The 22025-nt window shown below is 75.4% G+C and carries 2 protein-coding genes; both read right to left on the bottom strand.

Going from position 1 to position 22025, the window contains the following annotated elements; genetic code table 11:
- Positions 1–8 precede the first annotated feature (8 nt).
- Positions 9–19223 carry a type I polyketide synthase gene (locus tag ABZW17_RS25105; protein ID WP_354818765.1) on the bottom strand — a complete coding sequence of 6405 codons (19215 nt, stop codon included), beginning with the start codon at positions 19221–19223 and terminating at the stop codon, positions 9–11.
- Positions 19224–19261: 38 nt separating this feature from the next.
- Complete coding sequence (locus ABZW17_RS25100) at positions 19262–22015, bottom strand: acyltransferase domain-containing protein (RefSeq protein WP_354818762.1); 2754 nt, start codon at positions 22013–22015, stop codon at positions 19262–19264.
- Positions 22016–22025 lie beyond the last annotated feature (10 nt).

The raw sequence follows: 22025 nt of genomic DNA, 5'->3' as shown, positions 1-22025 counted from the left end.
GGAGTGGGTCATCGGGAATCGGTACCGTCGAGCGCCAGCCGCACCAGCGCCTCGGCGTCCAGGTCGTCGACGTCGCCGGGGCCGCCGGGGCCGCCGGCCGGCGCGTCGAGCCCGGCCAGTTCCAGCAGGGCCGTCATCAGCCCGGCGTCGCGGAACCGGGCCAGCGGCACGGTGGCCAGAGCCGCCCGGATGCGGGCTTCCTCGGGGTCGGCCGCGGCGTCCGGGCGCAGGACGCCGAGGAGGTACGCGGCCAGCGCGGCGGGCGTCGGGTGGTCGAACACGACGGTCGCGGGCAGGGCCACGCCGGCCGCGGAAGCCAGGCGGTTGCGGAACTCCACCGAGGTCAGGGAGTCGAAGCCGAGCTCGGTGAACGGCCGGGCGGCGCCGACGGCGTCAGTCCCGCGGTGCCCCAGCGCGACCGCGGCTTCGGTGCGGACCAGGCCGAGGAGTGCCCGTTCGGCCTCCACTTCGGACAGTCCGGCGAGCTGCTCCCGCAGGTCGGTCTCGGGGACCTCCGCTTCCTGCTGCGCGTCCGGGACGCCGCGCAGCAGGGCGCTCGGGCGGGCGGAGGTGAAGGCGGGCGCGAACCGCGCCCAGTCGACGTCGGCCACGGTCACCGCGGTCTCGTCGCGCCCGACCGCGGCGGCGAGCGCGCGGAGGGCGAGGGCGGGCCGCAGCGGGGTCAGGCCGCGGCGCCGCAGGTAGTCCTCGGCGTCGTGGTCGGCGGCCATGCCGCCGCCGGCCCACGGGCCCCAGGCGAGCGCGGTCGCGGTCCGGCCCGCGGCCCGGCGGCGGCGGGCGAGCGCGTCGAGGTGGGCGTTGGCGGCGGCGTAGGCGGACTGGCCGCCGCTGCCCCAGACCCCGGCGATGGAGGAGAACAGGACGAAGGCGTCGAGTTCGGTGTCGCCGAGCAGGGCGTCCAGGTTTTCGGCGCCGGTGACCTTGGCGGCCAGGATGTCCGCGAACGGGCCGAGGTCGGGGTCGTCGAGCGGGGTCGCGCCGCCGGTCCCGGCGGTGTGGACGACGGCGGTCAGGCCGCCACGGATGTCGTCGAGCACAGCGGCCAGTGCGGCCCGGTCGGCGACGTCGCAGGCCGCGATCGTCACCTGGGCGCCGAGGCCGGTCAGTTCGGCTTCGAGGGCTTCCGCACCCGGTGCGTGCCGGCCGCGACGGCTGGTGAGGACGACGTGGCCGGCCCCGGCGGTGGCGAGCCAGCGGGCGACGTGCGCGCCGAGGGCGCCGGTGCCGCCGGTGACGAGGACCGTGCCGCGCGGCTGCCAGGGCCGGTGGGCCGAAGTGCCGGTGACCGGGGTGAGCCGCCGGGCGAACCGGCCGTCCGGCCGGAGAGCGACCTGGTCTTCGGCTGGGTCGGCCAGGGCTTGGAGGAGGAGGTCGCCGATCCGGCCGGTGAACTCCGCGGGCAGCTCGATCAGGCCACCCCAGGCGTGCGGCCGGTCGAGGGCCGCGGTGCGGCCGAGGCCCCGGACCTGGGCCTGCACGGGGTCGCCGGCCCGGGTGACTGTCCACACCGGAGTGTCCGGAAGGGACCGCAGCAGGGCGAGCGTCGCCGCCACCCCGGGCGGGACGGCCCCCGTTCCCGGGGTGAGCGCCAGCAGCGACAGGACCGCGTCCGCGGTCCGGCCCGCCGCGGCGAGGTCGTCGGCGGTCGGGTCGTCGAGGCGCGTGACGTCCACTCCGCGCGTGCTGAGGGCCGCTTCGACCTGGTCGCCCAGCCTGGCCTCCCCGGCCGGGACGGCCAGCAGCCAGTGCCCCGACGGTGTGGCCGCGGTTTCGGGGGCCGGTTGCCATTCGACGCGGTAACGCCATCCGTCCACAACGGACTCTTCGGCGTGCTGGCGCCGCCAGGACGACAACGCCGGGAGCAACGCGGTCAGGGACGCCCGCTGGGTCTCGTCAACGGCCAGGGTGCCGGCCAGCTCGCCGACGTCCTCGCGCTCGACCGCCGACCAGAACGCGGTGTCCGACGCCGGGGCGGCCGCCGGTTCGAGCCAGTAGTGCTCGTGCTGGAAGGCGTAGGTGGGCAGGTCCACGCGCCCGGCGGGGCCGAAGACGGTGGCCAGGTCGGCCGGTGCGCCGTTGGCGAACAGGGTCGCCAACGCCGTCAGGGCCGCTTCGCCGTCGGGACGGTCGCGCCGTAGGGACGGCACCACCACGGCGTCCTCGGAGAGGCTGTCGCCGGCCATCGAGCTGAGGACGCCGTCCGGGCCGAGCTCCAGGAAGAAGCGGGCGCCTTCGGCTTCGAGGGTCGTGACGCCGTCGGCGAACCGGACGGCTTCCCGCACGTGCCGCACCCAGTAGTCCGCCGTGAACGGCTCGGCGAGAGCACCGCTCACATTCGAGATCACCGCTATCTCGGCCGGGTGGTAGGTGACCTTGTCGGCGGCCGCGCGGAACTCGTCGAGCATCGGGTCGAGGTGCGGTGAGTGGAAGGCGTGGCTGACGCTGAGCCGCTTGGTCCGCACGCCCCGGCCGGCGAACTCCGCGGCGACGGCCAGGACATCGGGTTCGTCGCCGGAGACGACGACCGACGCCGGGCCGTTGACCGCGGCGATCGAGACGCGGTCGCCGAGGCGGAGCCGGACCTCGGCCTCGGGGGCCGCGATCGACACCATCGCGCCGCCCTTCGGCAGTGCCTGCATGAGCGCGGCCCGTGCGGACACGAGCAGGCAGGCGTCCTCCAGTGAGAACACGCCGGCGACGTGCGCGGCGGCGAGTTCCCCGATCGAGTGCCCGGCGACGAACGACGGCCGGACACCCCACGACTCGAACAGCCGGTACAGCGCGACCTCGACGGCGAACAGCGCGGGCTGGGTGAAGCCGGTCTCGTCCAGGCCCGGGGCGTCGCCGAAGACGACATCGCGGACGGGCACGGTGAACTCGGCGCAGATCCGGTCGAACGCCGCGGCGTAGGCGGGGAACCGGTCGTACAGCTCGCGGCCCATGCCGGGCCGTTGCGCGCCCTGGCCGGTGAAGAGGACGGCGAGCCGGCCGGAGACCGCGGTCCCGCGGACGAGGCCGGCCGCGGATTCCCCGGCGGCCAGCGAGTGCAGCCCGGCGAGGAGGTCCGCCCGGTCGGCGCCGAGCACGACGGCACGATCTTCGAACTGCGCACGGGTGGCGAGAAGCGCCCCGGCGACGGCCGCAGGTTCGCCTGCCTCGCCCGGCCCGTCCTCGGGCGACAACACCCCCAAGAGCTTGCGGGCCTGGGCTCGCAACGCCGGCTCACCCTTCGCCGACAGCGCCCAAGCCACCACCGGCAGCTCCGGCGTCGCCACCGGCACCGGCGCCGCTTCCACCGGCAGCTCCAGAATCGCGTGCGCGTTGGTGCCCGAAATCCCGAACGCCGACACCCCCGCGCGCCGCGGCCTGCCCACCGAAGGCCACGGGCGCTGCTCCGTCAGCAGCTCGACCGCGCCCGCCGTCCAGTCCACCCGGGACGATGGCGCGTCGACGTGCAACGTCTTCGGCAGCACGCCGTGGCGCATCGCCAGCACCATCTTGATCACCCCGGCCACGCCCGCCGCCGACTGGGTGTGGCCGAGGTTCGACTTCAGCGATCCCAGCCACAGCGGCGCCGAACGCTCCTGGCCGTAGGTCGCCAGCACCGCCTGGGCCTCGATCGGGTCGCCCAGCGTCGTGCCGGTGCCGTGGGCCTCGACGGCGTCCACATCGGACGGTCGCAGGCCGGCGCTCGCCAGTGCCGCCCGGATCACCCGCTGCTGCGAGGGACCGTTCGGCGCCGTCAGGCCGTTCGACGCGCCGTCGGAGTTGACCGCCGATCCGCGCAGCAGGGCCAGGATCTCGTGGCCGTTGCGCCGCGCATCGGAAAGCCGTTCCAGGACGACCATTCCGGCGCCCTCGCTCCAGCCCGTGCCGTCGGCGGCGTCCGAGAATGCCTTGCAGCGGCCGTCCGCGGACAGGCCGCGCTGACGGCTGAACTCGACGAAGATGTCCGGGGTGCCGAGGACCGCGACCCCGCCGGCCAGGGCCAGGTCGCACTCGCCGTGGCGGAGGGCCTGGCCGGCCAGGTGCAGCGCGACCAGCGACGACGAACACGCCGTGTCCACGGTGACCGCGGACCCCTCCAGGCCGAGGTGGTAGGCGATCCGCCCGGACAGCACGCTGCCCGCGTTGCCGGTGAGCAGGTGCCCCTCGACGCCCGCCGTCACGCCCGCCGCGTAGCCCGAGTGGGCGGCGCCGACGAACACGCCGGTGTTGCTGCCGCGCAGCGTGCCCGGGTCGATGCCCGCCCGCTCGAACGCCTCCCACGAGACTTCCAGGAGCAGGCGCTGTTGCGGGTCCATCGCCAGCGCCTCGCGCGGCGAGATCCCGAAGAACGCCGCGTCGAACTGCGCGGCGCCGGGCAGGAAGCCGCCGCCGGTGGCGTAGAACGTGCCCGGGTGCGCCGGGTCCGGGTGGTACAGCTCGCCGACCGGCCAGCCGCGGTCGGCCGGGAACCCGCCGATCGCGTCGCGGCCCTCGGCGACCAGCCGCCACAGCGCGTCCGGCGAATCGACGTCACCCGGGTAGCGGCAGCTCATCGCGACGATCGCGATCGGGTCGTCCGAGGAGCTGCGCACCGCCGGAACCGCCGCCGTGGCGGCGAATTCGCCGTGCAGGAACCGGGCCAGGACCTCGGGGTTCGGGTAGTCGAAGACGAGCGTCGCGGGCAGCGGGCGGCCGAGCGCGGTGGCGAGCCGGTTGCGCAGCTCCACCGAGGTCAGCGAGTCGAAACCGGTGTCCTTGAACGCTTTCGCGGGGTCGACGGCGTCCGGGCCCGCGTGCCCCAGCACCGCCGCGACGTGCTTGCGGACCAGGTCCAGCAACCGGCGCCGGGCTTCTTCGGCGTCCAGGCCGGCCCAGCCGTCGTCGACGACGGTGGCGGCCGCGGCCCGGCGGACCGGAGTGCGCACCAGCCCGCGCCACAGTGGAGCGACCTCGCGCAGGGCCGCGAGGTCCAGGCGCAGCGGCACGGCGACCGGCCGGCCGAGCTCGACGGCGGCGTCCATCGCGGCCAGCGCGTCCTCAGTGGACAGTGGCCGGATGCCCGAACGCTCGATGCGGCCGCGGTCGCGTTCGCCGAGCTGCCCGGTCATCGCGCTGCTGAGCGCCCACTGGCCCCAGGCAAGCGAAACCGCGGGCAGGCCCTCGGACCGGCGTCGCACGGCAAGGGCGTCCAGCGCGCTGTTCGCCGCGGCGTACCCGCTCTGGCCGGCCGCGCCGACGATCCCGGCGACCGAGGAGAACAGGACGAACCAGGCCAGGTCGTGGTCCCGGGTCAGCCTGTCGAGCGCCGACGCGCCGTCCACTTTGGCGCGAAGCACCGAGGCCACCCGGGCCGGTGTCTGCGCTTCGAGCACGCCGTCGTCCAGGATCCCGGCGGCGTGCACCACCCCGATCAGCGGCTGCCCGGCGGGGATCGCCCGCAGCACGTCCGCCACGAACCCGGGCTCGGCCACGTCCCCGGCGACCACGGTCGCCTCGACGCCGAGCGCGGTCAGTTCTGCGCACAGCTCCGCGGCGCCGGGCGCGTCCGGGCCCCGCCGGCTCACCAGCACCAGCCGCCGGACCCCCGGCCGGTGGGCCAGGTGCCGGGCCACGGTGGCGCCGAGCGTGCCGGTGCCGCCGGTGACGAGCACGGTGCCCACCGGCTCCGGCCGCGGCAGCGTGAGCACGTTCTTGCCGACGTGCCGGGCCTGGCTGACGAACCGGAAGGCGTCGGCGGCCCGGCCGAGGTCCCAGGCGCGCACCGGCAACGGCGTCAGCTCGCCGCGGGCGAAGGCGGCCAGGAGGTCGGCGAGGATGGCCGCGATCCGGTCCGGGCCCGGGTCGCCGAGGTCGAACGGGTGGTGGCCCGGGCCCTCGCGGACGTCGGTCTTGCCCAGCTCGACGAACCGGCCGCCGGGCGCGAGCAGCTCCAGGGAGGCGTCGATGAACGGCCCGGTCAGGGAGTTGAGGACGACGTCGACGGGCCCGAACCGGTCCCGGAAGTCCAGGGTGCGGGAGCTCGCCAGGTGGGCGTCGTCGAGGCCGAACTCGCGCAGCAGGGCGTGCTTGCCCTCGCTCGCCGTCGCGAACACCTCGGCGCCCTTCCAGCGGGCCAGCTGCACCGCGGCCATCCCGACCCCACCGGCCGCCGCGTGGACCAGCACCGACTGCCCGGCGTCGAGCCCGCCGAGGTCGAAGAGGCCGTAGTAGGCGGTCACGAAGGCCACCGGGACGGTCGCCGCCTCGGCGAACGTCCATCCGGCCGGAATCCGCGCCAGCCGACGCGCATCCGTGCCGGCCCGCGGGGCGAAGGCGTCGTCGACCAGGCCGAACACGCGGTCCCCGACGGCGAGGTCGCTGACCCCTGAGCCGATTTCGACGACCACGCCCGCCGCTTCGGAGCCGAGGCGCGCTTCCGGGTCGGGGTACATGCCGAGGGAGATGAGCACGTCCCGGAAGTTCAGCCCGGCCGCGCGCACCTCGATCCGGACGTCCCCCTCGCCGAGCGGCGCTTCGGCCGCCTCGGCCAGGGCCAGGCCGTCGGTGGTCCCGGTGCCGGTGGTGACGAGCAGCCAGGAGTCGCCGGCCGGTGTCAGCGGCATTCCGGTCGCCCGGACCAGGCGCGGGGCCGTGGCGGCGCCTTCACGGAGGACCAGCTGCGGCTCGCCGAAGGCGTCCACAGTGGACAGCAGGGCCGCGGACCGGGGGTCGTCGTCGACGTCGACGAGGAGGAACCGGTCCGGGTGTTCCGACTGCGCCGACCGCACCAAGCCACCGGCGGCGGCCGCGGCGAGGGTGCCGTCGGCCGCCCCGCGGGTGACGAAGACGAGCCGGCCGGGCCGCTCTTCGGCGAGCCAGGACTGCAGCCGTTCCAGGACTTCGACGGTGGTTTCGCGGACGTCGTCGCCGGTCACGTGGGCGAAGGTGAGGTCCGAGGCTGCCGCCGAGGGGTCGGCTGTGACCGGGGTCCAGACCTGCTCGAACAGGGTGTCGGGAACGGTTTCCGCGGGCGCGGCGACCGCGCGCAGCAGCAGCGAGCCGACGGTCACCACGGGCGCGCCGGTCGTGTCCCACGCGGTGAGCGCGACGGCGTTCTCCCCTGCCGGTGACAGCCGGACCCGCAGCTCGGTCGCGCCGGTGGCGTGGACGGCCGCGCGGGTGAAGGAGAACGGGACCCGGGCCGAACCGTCGTCCGGGGTGACGATGCCGAGGCCCAGCGGGTGCAGGGCGGCGTCGAGCAGCGCCGGGTGCACCGCGAAGCCGGCGGCGTCGAACGGCTCGGGCAACGCCACCTCGGCGTACACGTCGGTGCCGGTGCGCCAGACGCGGCCGAGGCCGCCGAAGGCGTCGCCGTAGACGAAGCCCATCGCGGCGAGCCGCGGGTACAGCCCGGTGACGTCGACCGGCTCGGCTCCCGGCGGCGGCCACGCGGTGCCGTTTTCCCGGGGCAGGGGCGCGGGGCTGACGCTGCCGGTGGCGTGCTGCGTCCACTCGGCGCCGGCGGACCGCGAGTGCACCGCGATCGGGCGGCGTCCCGCGACATCGGCCGGACCCGCCGACACCTGGACGGTGACCGGGCCGCGGCTGGGCAGCACCAAAGGCGCGGCGAAGGTCAGCTCGTCGACGATCGCGCAGCCGACCTGGTCACCGGCCTGCACCACGAGTTCGAGCAGCGCGGTCCCGGGGACGAGCACGGTGCCGGACAGCGCGTGCCCGGCCAGCCACGGGTGCGTCTCCAGCGACAGGCGTCCACTGAGGACGGTGCCTTCGTCGCCCGCCAGGTCCACGGCCGCGCCGAGCAGCGGGTGCTCGAGCGCGCCGACGCCGGCCGCACCGAGGTCGCCGCGGGCCGCTCCGGCGCGTGGCCAGTAGCGCTCGCGCTGGAACGGGTAGGTCGGGAGGTCGATCCGGCGGCCGCCGGGGAAGAACGCGGCCCAGTCGACGTCGATGCCGTGGACGTGAACAGTGCTCAACGCCGAGAGCAGCGCTCTCTCTTCAGAGCGGTCGCGGCGCAGAGCCGGGACCGCGAGGCCATCGACCATTGCGCTGAGCACGCCGTCCGGGCCCAGCTCCAGGAACACTCCGACGCCCGCGGCCTTCAGCGCGTCGATGCCGTCGGCGAACCGGACGGCTTCCCGGACGTGCCGGACCCAGTAGTCCGCGGTGAACGGCCCGGCGAGAGCACCGCTCACATTCGAGATCACCGGTATCCGCGCCGGGTGGTACGCGAGGGTCTCGGCGACCGCACGGAACTCGTCGAGCATCGGGTCCATCAGCGGCGAGTGGAACGCGTGGCTGACCTTCAGGCGCTTGGTCTTCGGGAACTGCGCCGCGATCGCCAGGACCGCCGCTTCCTCGCCGGAGATCACCACCGAGTCCGGGCCGTTGACCGCGGCGATGGAGACACCCTCGGTCAGGACGATCTCGGACTCGGCCGCGGCGATCGAGACCATCGCCCCGCCCACGGGCAACGCCTGCATCAGCGCCGCCCGGGCGGCGACGAGCCGGCAAGCGTCCTCAAGGGACAGCACCCCGGCCACGTGCGCGGCGGAAATCTCACCGATCGAATGCCCCGCCACGAAATCCGGCCGGACACCGAACGACTCCACCAACCGGAACAGCGCGACCTCAAGAGCGAACAACGCGGGCTGGGTGAACTCGGTCCGGTCGAGCCGCTCGGCATCCTCGAAAGCGGGCAGCAAGCCCGGAAAGTGGGCGCAGACCTCGTCGAAGGCCGAGGCGTAGACCGGGAACCGCTCGTGGAGCTTCCTTCCCATGCCGGCCCGCTGCGCACCCTGGCCGGTGAACAACACCGCGAGCAGGGCGTCCGGGTCGGCGGTACCGGTGACGACGTCCTCGCCCAGCAGCACCGCGCGGCGCTCGAGCCGGGCGCGGCTGGTGGCCAGCGAGAAGCCGACGTCCACCGGGTTCGTGTCCGGGAGCCGGGCGATCAGGGTGTCGAGGGCCGCGTCGTCGTGAGCGGAGAGGACGAACGGCAGCAGCGCGTCCGTCGGCTCGGGTTCGGGTTGCGGGAGAACGCCCGGCGCCTGTTCGAGGATCGTGTGGACGTTGGTGCCGCTGACACCGAACGCCGAAACCGCGGCACGGCGCGGCCGATCGCGCTCCGGCCACGCACGGGCCTCCGTGAGCAGCTCGATCGCACCGGCCGACCAGTCCACCTGGGACGACGGCGCATCGACGTGCAGCGTGCGCGGGAGGACGCCGTGCCGCAGGGCCTCGACCGTCTTGATCACGCCGGCCATCCCGGCCGCGGCCTGCGTGTGGCCCAGGTTCGACTTCACCGACCCGAGCCACAACGGCTCGTCGCGGTCCTGGCCGTAGGTGGCCAGCAGCGCCTGGGCCTCGATCGGGTCGCCCAGCCGGGTGCCCGTGCCGTGCGCCTCGACCGCGTCGACGTCCGAAGTGGACAGACCGGCGGTGGCCAGCGCGGCCCGGATCACCCGCTGCTGCGAGGGACCGTTCGGGGCGCTCAGGCCGTTGGACGCGCCGTCCTGGTTGACCGCCGAACCGCGGACCACGGCGAGCACGGTGTGGCCGTTGCGCTGTGCGTCCGAAAGCCGCTCCAGCAGCACCAGGCCGACGCCTTCGCCCCAGCCGGTGCCGTCCGCCGCGTCGGCGAACGCCTTGCAGCGGCCGTCGGCGGCCAGGCCGCGCTGGCGGGCGAACTCCAGGAACGCCATCGGCTTGGCCATGATCGCCACGCCGCCGGCCAGGGCCAGGGAGCACTCGCCCTGCCGCAGCGCCTGCGCGGCCAGGTGCATCGCGACCAGCGCCGACGAGCACGCGGTGTCCACTGTGACGGCCGGGCCCTCCAGCCCGAAGGTGTAGGACAGCCGCCCGGACAGCACGCTGGGTGCCTCGCCGGTGAGCAGGTAGCCTTCCGAGCCGGATTCGAGGTCGGCGCCGTAGCCGGAGCTGCTGGCCCCGACGAACACGCCGGTCGCGCTGCCGCGCAGCGACGCCGGGTCGACGCCCGCCCGCTCGAACACCTCCCACGACGTCTCCAGCAGCACCCGCTGCTGCGGATCCATCGCCAGGGCTTCGCGCGGTGAGATGCCGAAGAAGCCCGCGTCGAACTCCGCCGCGTCGGCCACGAACCCGCCGACCTGGGCGAATTCCGCGTCGCCGAACGAAGCCAGGTCCCAGCCGCGGTCGGCGGGGAACGCCGTCAGCGCGTCGACGCCGTCGGCGACCAGCCGCCAGAGGTCCTCCGGCGAGCGCACGCCGCCGGGGAACCGGCAGCCCATCGCCACGATCGCGACCGGCTCGTCGACGGCCGCCGCCGCGGTGACCACCGCGGTTCCGGTCCGGCCGAGCAGCAGCCGGTGCAGTTCCGCGGCGAGCGCGGCCGGGTTCGGGTGGTCGAACACCAGCGTCGCGGGCAGGGTGAGCCCGGTTGCGGCGTTGATCCGGTTGCGCACCTCGACCGCGGTCAGCGAGTCGAAGCCGAGGTCGCGGAACGCGCGTCCGGCCGGAACCGCCGTCGTGGAGTCGTGTCCCAGCACCGACGCGGCCTGGCCGCGCACGAGGTCCAGCAGCATCCGGCGGGCTTCGGTCTCCCCCAGCTCCGCGACCCGCCGGGCCAGCGCGGGCCGCTCCGGCGCTTCGGGGGTCTGCGCGAGCGCCCGGACTTCGGGCAGGTCCTCGATCAGCGGACGCCGCCGGGACAGCGTGAAGCCGGGCGCGAACCGGGCCCAGTCGACGTCGGCGACGGCCAGGAAGACTTCCTGCGTGTCGAGGGCCTGGCAGAGCGCCTCCACCGCGGCTTCCGGCGCCATCTCGCGCAGGCCGCGGCGGCGCAGCTGGTCCTCCAGCTCGACGTCGCCCGCCATGCCCCCGCCGCCCCAGAAACCCCAGGCGACCGAGGTCGCGGCGGCCCCGCGGGCCCGGCGCTGCTCGGCGAGCGCGTCGAGGTAGGCGTTGCCCGCCGCGTAGGCGCCCTGACCGCCGCTGCCCCAGACCCCGGCGTTCGAGGAGAACAGCACGAAGGCGTCGAGGTCGTCGCCGAGGAGCTCGTCCAGGTTGCGGGCGCCGTCGACCTTGCCGCCGATGACGTGGGCGAACTCGGCCGGGGTCGTGTCCAGCACCGGGGTGGCCTGCGGGAGCCCGGCCGCGTGCACGACCGCGCGCACCGGTTCGTCCAGCTCCGCCAGCAACGCGGAGAGGGCGTCGCGGTCGGCGACGTCGCAGGCGGCGATCGTCACGCGCGCCCCGAGCGCGGACAACTCGGCTTCGAGGTCGGCCGCGCCCGGGGCGTCCGGGCCGCGGCGGCTGGTCAGCACGAGGTGCTCGGCGCCGTCGGCGGCGAAGCGGCGAGCGACGTGGCCGCCCAGCGCGCCGGTACCGCCGGTGATCAGCACCGTGCCGCGCGGCTTCCACCGCCGCGCCGGCGGGGTGAAGGGCGCGCGGACCAGCCGCCGGGCCAGCAGCCCGGACGGCCGGATCGCGAGCTGGTCTTCGCCGTCCACTCCGGACAGTGCGGCAGCGAGCACCGTCCCGGTCGCCGCGTCCGGCTCGGCGGGCAGGTCGAGCAGCCCGCCCCAGATCCCGGGCAGTTCCAGGCCGATCACCCGGCCGAGACCCCACGTCATCGCCTGCGCGGGCGAGACGGCGTCCCCGGCGACACCGCCGCGGGTCAGCAGCCACAGTGGAGTGTCGACCAAGGCCTGGGCGAGCGCGAGGTTTCCGATGGCTCCGGCGGTCTCGTCGAGTGCGAGCAGCGACACGACTCCGGCGCACCCTTCGGCGCCGGTGAATTCGGACGTCACGACCGGCTCGGCGCCGTGGGCGGCCAGCGCGTCCGGGACGCCGGCGTCGTCGCCGCCCTCGGGGACCACGACCAGCCAGCGCCCGGACAGCTCCGGCGCGGACGGCGTGGCCACCGGCTTCCACTCGATGCGGTACCGCCAGGAGTCCACTTCGGACGTTACGCGCGCCCGGTCACGCCAGCGGGTCAGCGCGGGCAGGACCTCGGCGAGAGTGCTGCCGGGTGCGATGTCGAGGGTGCCCGCGACGGCGTCGAGGTCGAGGCCGTCCACGGCGGCCCAGAACGCGGCGTCCACCGGGTCGGCGGCCGCGGTGCCCGCGTCGAGCCAGTAGCGACGGCGCTGGAAGGCGTAGGTGGGCAGTTCGACGCGGTGGGCGCCGGGGAACGCGGGCGTCCAGTCCACCGCGACCCCGCGGACGTGCGCCTCGCCGAGCGACCGGAGGAACCGCTCGTACCCGCCGTCGTCACGGCGCAGCGAACCGAGCGCCTCGGCACCTTCGGTCTCGCCGATCGCCGTGGTCAGCACGGGGTGCGGCGAGGCTTCGACGAACGTGGCGAACCCTTCCGCCGCGAGGGTGCCGACCGCGATGTCGAGCCGGACGGTTTCGCGGAGGTTGGTGTACCAGTACCGCGCGTCCAGCTCGGCGCCGTCGAGCCAGGTGCCGGTGACGGTCGAGAAGAACGCGATCTCGCCGGTCCGCGGCCGGATCGGGGCCAGCACTTCGAGGAGTTCCGCGTGCAGCTGCTCGACCTGCGCCGAGTGGGACGCGTAGTCGACGGGGATCCGCTTGGCGCGCACGCCGTCCGCCTCGCACGCGGCGACCAGCGCGTCCAGCGCGGCGGGTTCGCCGGAGACGACAACGGCGGCCGGGCCGTTCACCGCGGCGATCGAGAGCCCGTCGGCCAGCCGGGCCTCGACGTCCGCCAGGGGTGCCGCGACCGACACCATCCCGCCGCCACCGGCCAGCGCCAGGATCGCCCTGCTCCGCAACGCGACCACCCTGGCACCGTCCTCAAGGGACAGTGCGCCGGACACGACCGCGGCGGCGATCTCCCCCTGGGAGTGCCCGACGACGGCGTCCGGCACCACGCCGAAGGACCGCCACAGCTCGGCCAGCGACACCATCACGGCCCACAACGCGGGCTGCACGACGTCGACGCGAGCCAGCGCCTCGGCATCGGCCAAGACGTCCCGCAACGACCAGTCCACCAAGGCCGCCAGAGCGAACCCGCATTCGTCGAGGCGGGCCGCGAACGCGGGCGAGGTCTCCGCCAGCTCCAGAGCCATCCCGGCCCACTGCGAACCCTGCCCGGGGAACACGAGCGCAGTACGGCCGGGGGCCACGGTCCCGGTGACCACGTTCGGCGCCGGGAGGCCCTCGGCCAGCGCGGAAAGCCCGGTGGCCAACGCCGTCCGGTCGCCGGTGACGACCGCGCGGTGCGGGAAGCCGGTCCGCGAGCCGGCCAGCGAGAACGCGATGTCCGCCACGCTGTCCTCGCACTCCTGGAGGGCAGCGGCCTGCGCCTGCAGTGCTTCCGGCGTCTTCGCCGACAGCACCCACGGCACCACCGCGGGCTCGGGCGTGGGCGCCGGGCCGGCGTCCCCCTGCTCCAGGATGACGTGCGCGTTCGTACCGGAGATGCCGAACGACGAGATGGCCGCCCGCCGCGGCCGGGGCCGCTCCCAGCCGCGCGGCTCGTCGAGCAGCCGCACCGCCCCGCTGTCCCAGTCCACATGGGACGACGGCGGGCCGGCGTGCAGCGTGCGCGGCATCAGCCCGTGCCGCAGCGCCTGCACGGTCTTGATCACCCCGGCCACCCCGGCCGCCGCCTGGGTGTGGCCGATGTTCGACTTGAGCGAGCCGAGCCACAGCGGCTCGTCGCGGCCTTGGCCGTAGGTGGCCAGGAGCGCCTGCGCCTCGATCGGGTCGCCCAGCGCGGTGCCGGTGCCGTGCGCTTCGACCAGGTCGACGTCCGAAGTGGACAGACCGGCGTCGGCGAGTGCCGCGCGGATGACGCGCTGCTGGGCCGGGCCGCTCGGCGCGCTGAGGCCGTTGGACGCGCCGTCTTGGTTGAGCGCGCTGCCGCGCAGCACGGCGAGCACCGGGTGCCCGAGCCGCCGGGCGTCGGACAGCCGCTCGACCAGCACCAGGCCGGCGCCCTCGGCCATGCCCATGCCGTCGGCCCCGGCCCCGAACGCCTTGCAGCGCCCGTCGGCGGCCAGCCCGCGCTGCCGGCTGAAGGCGGTGAGCGACGACGGCGTCACCATCACCGCCACGCCACCCGCGAGGGCCAGCGAGCATTCCCCGCGGCGCAGGGCCTGCGCGGCCAGGTGCAGCGCGACCAGCGACGACGAACAGGCGGCGTCGATGGTGACGGCGGGGCCTTCCAGCCCGAGCGTGTAGGCGATCCGGCCGGACAGGACGCTCGACACGCTGCCGGTGAGCAGGTGCCCTTCGAGGCCGTCGGGGATCTCCCGCATCCGGGCGTGGTAATCCTGGTAGTTCGCGCCGACGAAGACACCCGCGGGCTCGCCGCGCAGGGTGGCCGGGTCGATCCCGGCGTGCTCGATCGCCTCCCACGAGATCTCCAGCAGGAGCCGCTGCTGCGGGTCCATCGCCAGCGCCTCGCGCGGCGAGATGCCGAAGAACCCGGCGTCGAAATCGGCGACGTCGTGCAGGAAGCCGCCTTCCCGGACCGTCGAGGTCCCCTGCTCGCCCGAGCCGAACAGCTTCGCGAGGTCCCAGCCGCGGTCGGTGGGGAACCCCGAGATGGCGTCGCGGCCTTCGGTGACCAGGGTCCACAGGTCGTCCGCGGACCGCACCCCGCCGGGGTAGCGGCAGCCCATGCCGATGATGGCGATCGGGTCGTCGGCGTCCGCCGCCCGCGTCACCACGGCCGGCCCGGTGCGGGTGCCGAGGACGGCGTCCCGCAGGTGCGCGGCCAGCCGCCGCGGGGTCGGGTGGTCGAAGACGAGCGTCGCGGGCAGCCGCACGCCGGTCGCGGCGGCGATCCGGTTGCGCACGTCCAGCGCGGTCAGCGAGTCGAAGCCGAGGTCGGTGAACGGCCGGTCCGGATCGACAGCGGTGCTGCCGGTGTGCCCGAGCACCGCGGCAGCCTGGGCGCGGACCAGGTCCAGCAGCAGCCGGTCGGCGTCGTCGCCGGACAGCCCGGCGAGCTGCTGGGCCAGCGGGGTCGCCCCGGGGCCCGGCGACGAGGCTTCCGGCCGGACTTGCGGCAGGTCGTCGAACAGCGGCCGGGCGCGGCCGGCGGTGAACACCGGCAGGAACCGGGCCCAGTCGACGTCGGCGAGCACCACGAACGGCTCGTCGTGGCCGAGGGTCTCGTGCAGCGCGGCGATCGCCGTGGCCGGGTCCATCAGCGGCAGCCCGCGGCGAGCGAGCTGACCGGAGTCGACGCCCTCGGACATCCCGCCCCGGCCCGCGATCTCCGTCGGCGCCCAGACGCCCCAGGCGATCGACGTCGCCGTCGCGCCCCGGGCCCGGCGCTGCTCGGCGAGGGTGTCGAGGAAGGTGTTGGCGGCGGAGTAGGCCGCGTGGTCGCCACTGCCCCACACCCCGGCGATCGAGGAGAACAGCACGAAGGCGTCGAGGTCGTCGCCGAGCAGCTCGTCGAGGTGCCGGGCACCGGCGACCTTCGCCCGGACGACCTCGGCGAACCCCGCCACGGTCGTCTCGCGCACCGGCAGCAGCTCGACCGTGCCCGCGGCGTGGAAGACCGAGCGGACCGGCTCGCCGGTGTCCGCCAGCAGCGCGGCGAGCGCGGCGCGGTCGGCGACGTCGCAGCGGGCGAGGGTGACGCGGGTGCCGAGCGCCTCCAGCTCGGCGGCCAGTTCACGCGCTCCCGGCGCGTCCGGGCCGCGACGGCCGGTCAGCACGAGGTGCGGGGCGCCTTCCGCGGCGAGCCAGCGGGCGACGTGCGTGCCGAGCGCGCCGGTGCCGCCGGTGACGAGGATCGTGCCCTCGGGCCGCCAGGTCCGCGGCCGGCCGCCGCGGGCGGCGGGGTGCAGCCGCCGGACGCGGAGGCCGCCCGGCCGGACGGCGAGCTGGTCCTCGTCGCCGGGGGCGGCGAGGACCCGGGCCAGCCGGTCGAGTTCGGCCGGGCCGGGGTCCGGCGTGAGGTCGACCAACCCGCCCCAGCGACCGGGGTGTTCCAGGGCGAGGACGCGGCCGAGGCCCCAGAGCAGCGACTGCTCGAGGCCGGGCAGGTCGTCGGCGGGCCCGGTGCGGACCGCGCCGCGGGTCAGCACCCACAGCGGCGCGGTGACCCCGGCGTCGCCCAGCGCCTGGGCCAGGACGAGGGTCAGGATCAGCCCGGCCGGGCTCGCCGGGAACTCCGGGTGGGGGCGTTCGTCGGCGGCCAGCAGCGACAGCACGCCGTCGAACGGCCCGGTGAGGCGCTCGGCCAGCGCCGCGCGATCGGGTTCGGTCAGGGTGAGGGTGACGACGTCGGCGGTGCGGGCGAGGGTGTCCACGACGTCCTGGCCGCGGCCGCCTTCGGGGCGGACGACCAGCCAGCGCCCGGACGGCGTGGCCGCGGGCCGCTCCGCCGCCTTCCAGGAGATCCCGTACCGCCAGGAGTCCACAGTGGACTCCTGGGTTCGGCGGCGGCGCCACTGGGCCAGCGCCGGGAGGACCTCGTCCAGGGGCGCGTCGGCGGCGACGCCGAGGGCGCCCGGGAGGTCGTCGCGGTCCACGAGGTCCCAGAAGCCGGCGTCGGCGGGAGCTTCGCGTTCGGTGCGCAGCCAGAAGCTTTCCCGCTGAAAGGCGTAGGTGGGCAGGTCCACGCGGGCCGCGCCGGGGAAGGCCGGGGTCCAGTCGACCGGGACGCCGGTGCAGTGCGCCTCGGCCAGGGCCCGCTGGAACCGGGCGAGGCCGCCGTCGCCGCGGCGCAGGGTGCCGAGCGCGGTCGCCGTTTCGCCGATGGCCATCGTCAGGACCGGATGGGGGGAGGCTTCGACGAACGTGCCGAAGCCGCGTTCGGTCAGCGCCCGCACGGCGTCGTCGAGCAGCACGGTGCTGCGGAGGTTGGTGTACCAGTACTCGGCGTCCAGCTCGGCGCCGTCGGCCCAGTCGCCGGTGACGGTGGAGAAGAAGGCCGTCCCGGCGGTTTGCGGGGTGATCGGGGCGAGCACGTCCAGGAGTTCGTCGCGGATCTCCTCGACCTGCGCGGAGTGCGACGCGTAATCCACCGGGATCCGCTTGGCGCGGACACCGTCGGCCTCGCAGGACGCGACGAGCGCGTCGAGGGCACCCGGGTCGCCCGAGACCACCACCGCGGCCGGGCCGTTCACCGCCGCGATCGAGAGTCCGCCGGTCAGCCGCGCCTCGACGTCCGCCAGGGGTGCCGCCACCGAGACCATGCCACCGCGTCCGGCCAACGCGAGAATCGCCTTACTGCGCAGGGAAACTACGCGAGCACCGTCCTCAAGGGACAAAGCACCCGCGACGACGGCGGCCGCGATCTCGCCCTGCGAGTGCCCCAGCACGGCGTCCGGCACCACGCCGTACGACCGCCACAACTCGGCCAGCGACACCATGACGGCGAACAAGGCGGGCTGCACCACGTCGACGCGCTGCAACGCGTCCGCGTCAGCCAGCACCTCTCGCAACGACCAGTCCACCCAGGATGCGAGCGCGGCCGCGCACTCGTCCAGCCGCGCCGCGAAGACCGGCGACGACTCCGCCAGCTCCAGCGCCATCCCGGCCCACTGCGAACCCTGGCCGGGAAACACCAGCGCGACCTTGCCCGGTTTCCCGGCCACCCCGGACACCACCGCGTCGTCCGGCGCGCCCGCGGCGACGGCGGCGAGCCCGCGCCGCAGTTCGGCCCGATCGTGGCCGACGACGACGGCCCGGTGTTCGAACCGGGCCCGCGTCACGGCCAGCGAGTGGCCCACCTCGGGCAGGCCGGGATCGTCCACATCGGATAGGCGAGCCGCCTGCGCGCGCAGGGCCTCCGCCGTGCGTCCCGACAGGACCCACGGGACGACCGCGGGGACCGGAGCAGGCTCCGAAGGTCCGGCGGGCGGCGCGGCTTCGAGAACGGCGTGCGCGTTGGTGCCGCTGATCCCGAACGACGAGACGGCCGCGCGCCGCGGGTGGTCGCGTTCGGGCCACTGGGCTTCCCGGTCCAGCAACCGCAGGGTGCCCGCCGACCAGTCCACTTCGGACGTCGGACGTTCGGCGTGCTTCGACGCGGGCAGCGTTTCGTGCTGCAGCGCCAGCACGGCCTTCATCACCCCGGCCACGCCGGCCGCGGCCTGCGTGTGCCCGATGTTCGACTTCACCGAACCGAGCCACAGCGGCTGCTCCGGCGACCGGCCGCGGCCGTAGGTCTCCAGCAGCGCCTGGGCCTCGATCGGGTCGCCGAGCGGCGTTCCGGTGCCGTGCGCCTCCATCAGGTCGACCTGGCTCGCCGCCACCCGGGCGTTGGCGAGGGCGTCGAGGATGACCCGCTCCTGCGACGGCCCGTTCGGCGCGCTGAGGCCGGTGGACGCGCCGTCGGAGTTGACCGCCGAGCCGCGCACGACCGCGAGCACCGGGTGCCCGTGGCGCTGGGCGTCGGACAACCGTTCCAGGACCAGCATTCCGGCACCTTCGGCGGCGCCGAAGCCGTCGGCGTCCGCGGAGAACGGCTTGCACCGGCCGTCCGGCGAGAGGGCCCGCTGCCGGCTGAGCTCGATCAGGATGCCCGGCGTCGCCATCACCGTCACGCCGCCGGCCAGCGCCAGCGAACACTCGTCGCGGCGCAGCGACTGCACCGCCCAGTGCAGCGCGACCAGCGACGACGAGCACGCGGTGTCGACGGTGACCGCCGGCCCTTCCAGGCCGAGGACGTAGGCGATCCGGCCGGAGGCGACGCTGGTGATCGTGCCGGTGAGCAGGTGCCCCTCGACGGACTCGGGCACCTCGTGCGAACTCGGCGCGTAGTTCTGCTGCATGGCCCCGACGAACACGCCGGTGCGGCTCGCCCGCAGCGTCCGCGGGTCGATGCCGCCGCGTTCGAGGGCCTCCCACGACGTCTCCAGCAGCAGCCGCTGCTGCGGGTCCATGGCCAGCGCCTCACGCGGGGAGATGCCGAAGAAGGCGGCGTCGAAGCGGTCCGCGTCGTGCAGGAACGCGCCGCCGCGCATGGAGAACGTGCCGGGCCGCGACGGGTCCGGGTCGTAGCGGGACGGCCAGTTCCGGTTGCCGGGCAGCTCCCCGATGACGTCGCCACCCTCGGAAACCAGGCGCCACAACGCTTCCGGCGTCTCGATACCGCCCGGGAAGCGGCAGCCCATGCCGACGATCGCGATCGGCTCGGTCTCCCGCGCCTCGAAGTCCCGCAACCGCTGCTTGGCCTGGCGCAGGTCCGCCGTGGCCAGCTTCAGGTAGTCGCGGAGCTTGTCCTCGTTCGCCATGTGCCGTCAACTCTCCTGCGTTGTCCGCCGGACCCGTCTCACGACAGGTCGAGCTCCCGATCGAGCAGTGCGAAGATTTCGTCGTCCGACGCGGCGTCGAGCGGGGCGTCCCCGGGGCCGGTGTCACCCGCTTCGGCCGCGCCGTCCAGCCGGAACAGCAGGTCGCGCAGCCGGACCTTGACCCGGCCGTGCAGCGACCCGCCGGGCTCGCCGAACAGCGCCGCCTCCAGCCGGTCGAGGTCCGCGAGCACGTCGGAGTCCGCCGGGCGCAGCGCCTCCAGCAGGTGCCCGGCCAAGGCGGCCGGGGTCGGGTAGTCGAAGGCCAGCGTGGTGCGCAGCTTCAGCCCGGTCGCCTCGGCGAGCCGGTTGCGCAGCGCCACCGCGGTCAGCGATTCGAAGCCGAGTTCGGTGAACGCGTCCTCGCCGCCGATCCCGGCCGCGCTGTCCCGCCCGAGCACCGCCGCGGTGTGGTCGCGGACCAGGTCCAGCACCAGTTCGGCGCGGGCCGGCTCGGGCAGCTCGGCCAGTTCGGCGGCCAGGCCGCCCGCGGGGCCGGGTCGCTCCGCCGGTTCGGCGTGCGGCGCCCGGACGTACTCCTCGGGCAGCGACCCCAGGACGACGTGCTCGGCGGAGAACACCGGCCGTCCCACGAGGTCGGTGGCCGAAACCGACACCGAGTCCGGTCCGGTGGCGCGCACGCGTACCCGCAGCGCCGGGACGCCGGCCGCGTGCAACGCCAGCCCGCTCCACGAAGACGCGAGCCAGCCGTCGGATCCGGCCGCGGCGGGGAACAGGGCCACCGCCTGCAGGGCGGAATCCAGCAGGGCGGGGTGGACGCCGTAGCCCGCGCCGCTCCCGGCCGGTGCGGGCAGCGCCACCTCGGCGAACAGCTCGCCGTCGAGCGACCAGGCGCCGGTCAGGCCGCCGAACTCCGGACCCAGCTCGATGCCGTGGGCCCGCAGGCGGTCGCGGGCGGTCCCGGCGTCCTCGGCGACCGCACCCGGCGGCGGCCACGCGACGGGTTCCGGGCCGGCCGCCGAGCCCGCGGTCTCGGCCATGATCCCGGTGGCGTGCCGGATCCACGGCCCGCCCTGGGCCGCCCCGACCGAGTCGGGCCGGCCGAACACGCCGATCCGGCGGGCCCCGGCGTCGTCCACCGGGCCGATCCGCACCTGCAGGCAGTGCGCCTCTTCGGCGAAGACGACCGGCAGGTGCTGGGTGAGCTCCTCGATCCGGGCGCAGCCCAGCTCGGACGCCGCGTGCAGGGTGAGCTCGACGAGCACCGAAGACGGCAGCACGGTCCGGCCGAGCACGGTGTGCCCGGCCAGCCACGGGTGCTGCGCGGCCGACAACCGGCCGGTGAACAGCCAGCCGCCGTCTTCGGCGAGCTCGACGGCCGCGCCGAGCAGCGGGTGCCCGGCGGCCAGCAGGCCGGCCGCGGCGACCGTGGCGTCCGAACCGGACTCCGGCAGCGCCACCGGCTCGGCCCCGCCGGGGAAAGCCGCGGTCCAGTCGACACCGGCCCCGGAGACGTAGGCCGCGGCGAGCGAGCCGAGGAAGGAACGGGGGCCGTCCTCGCGACGGCGGATCGTGCCGAGCACGACGGCCCGGCCGTCGAGCGCGTCGATCGTGTCCTGCACCGCGACCGTCAGCACCGGGTGCGGGCTGATCTCGGCGAAGACGCCGTGGCCCTGCTCGACCAGCCCGCGGGTGGCCTCGTCGAAGCGGACCGGGTTGCGCAGGTTGCGGAACCAGTAGCGGGCGTCGAGCGCGGCCGTGTCGAGGGGGCCTTCGGTCACCGTGGAGTGGAACGGGACCACTGTGGACACCGGGGTCAGCGGCGCGAGGTCGGTCAGCAGCCGGTCGCGCAGGTCGTCGATGTGCCGCGAGTGCGCGGCCAGCCCGACCGGGATGCGCCGGGCGCGCACGCCGTCGGCGGTCAGGTCGGCCAGCAGTTCCGCCACCGCGGCGGAGTCCCCGGAGACGATCACCCACGAGGGCCCGTTCACCGCGCCGATGTCCAGCCCCTCGCGGCCGGTCAGCCGCGCCCGCACCTCGGCCACCGGCAGCGGCACCGAGATCATGTCGCCGCGCCCGGCCAGCGTCGCCTGCGCGCTGCTCCACCGCGCGGCCACGCGCATGCCGTCCGCATGCGACAGGGCGCCGGTCGCGCAGGCGGCGGCGACCTCGCCGAGGCTGTGCCCGACGACGGCGGCCGGCTCGACGCCGTGCGCGCGCCACAGCGCGGCCAGCGCCACCATCACCGCGAACAGCACCGGCTGCACGACGTCGGCCCCGTCGTCCAGGGTCGGCGCGCCCGGCCGTCCACGAAGGACGTCCACAATGGACCAATCGGCGAAGGGACCGAGCGCGGCGTCGCAGCGGGCGAGTTCCGCGGCGAACACCGGCGACCAGTCCAGCAGGTCGAGCGCCATGCCCGGCCACTGCGAACCCTGGCCGGGGAAGACGAACACGACCCGCTCGGCGCGCCGGGCGCTGCCGCGCACGACGTCGGGCGGGTTCTGCCCGGCGGCCAGGGTTTCCAGCCCGCGCCGGCCGTCGTCGCGGTCGCCGGCCAGCAGCACGGCCCGGTGCGCCCGGCCGGTGTCCTCGGCGGCGACCGAGCGCGCGAACGCCTCGAACGGCGTGTCCGGGTGGTCGGCGAGGTACCGCGCGAGGCGGTGGGCCTTCGACCGCAGCCCCGCCTTGCTGTCCGCGGAGACGATCAGCGGCACGACGTCGTGACCGCTGCCGGTGTGCTCGTGCTCGGTGGTCAGGGTCGGGGTGGCCACGCGTTACCTC

It is taken from the genome of Amycolatopsis sp. NPDC004625 (assembly GCF_040609695.1).
Classification (GTDB): domain Bacteria; phylum Actinomycetota; class Actinomycetes; order Mycobacteriales; family Pseudonocardiaceae; genus Amycolatopsis.
The sequence above is the reverse complement of the archived record's forward strand: the minus strand, read 5'-3'. Positions and strand labels throughout refer to the sequence as shown.

Bases quoted from the DNA above. Each gene is read 5' to 3' on its own strand.
- ABZW17_RS25105 (WP_354818765.1), bottom strand. From the start codon at position 19,223: ATGGCGAACGAGGACAAGCTCCGCGACTACCTGAAGCTGGCCACGGCG.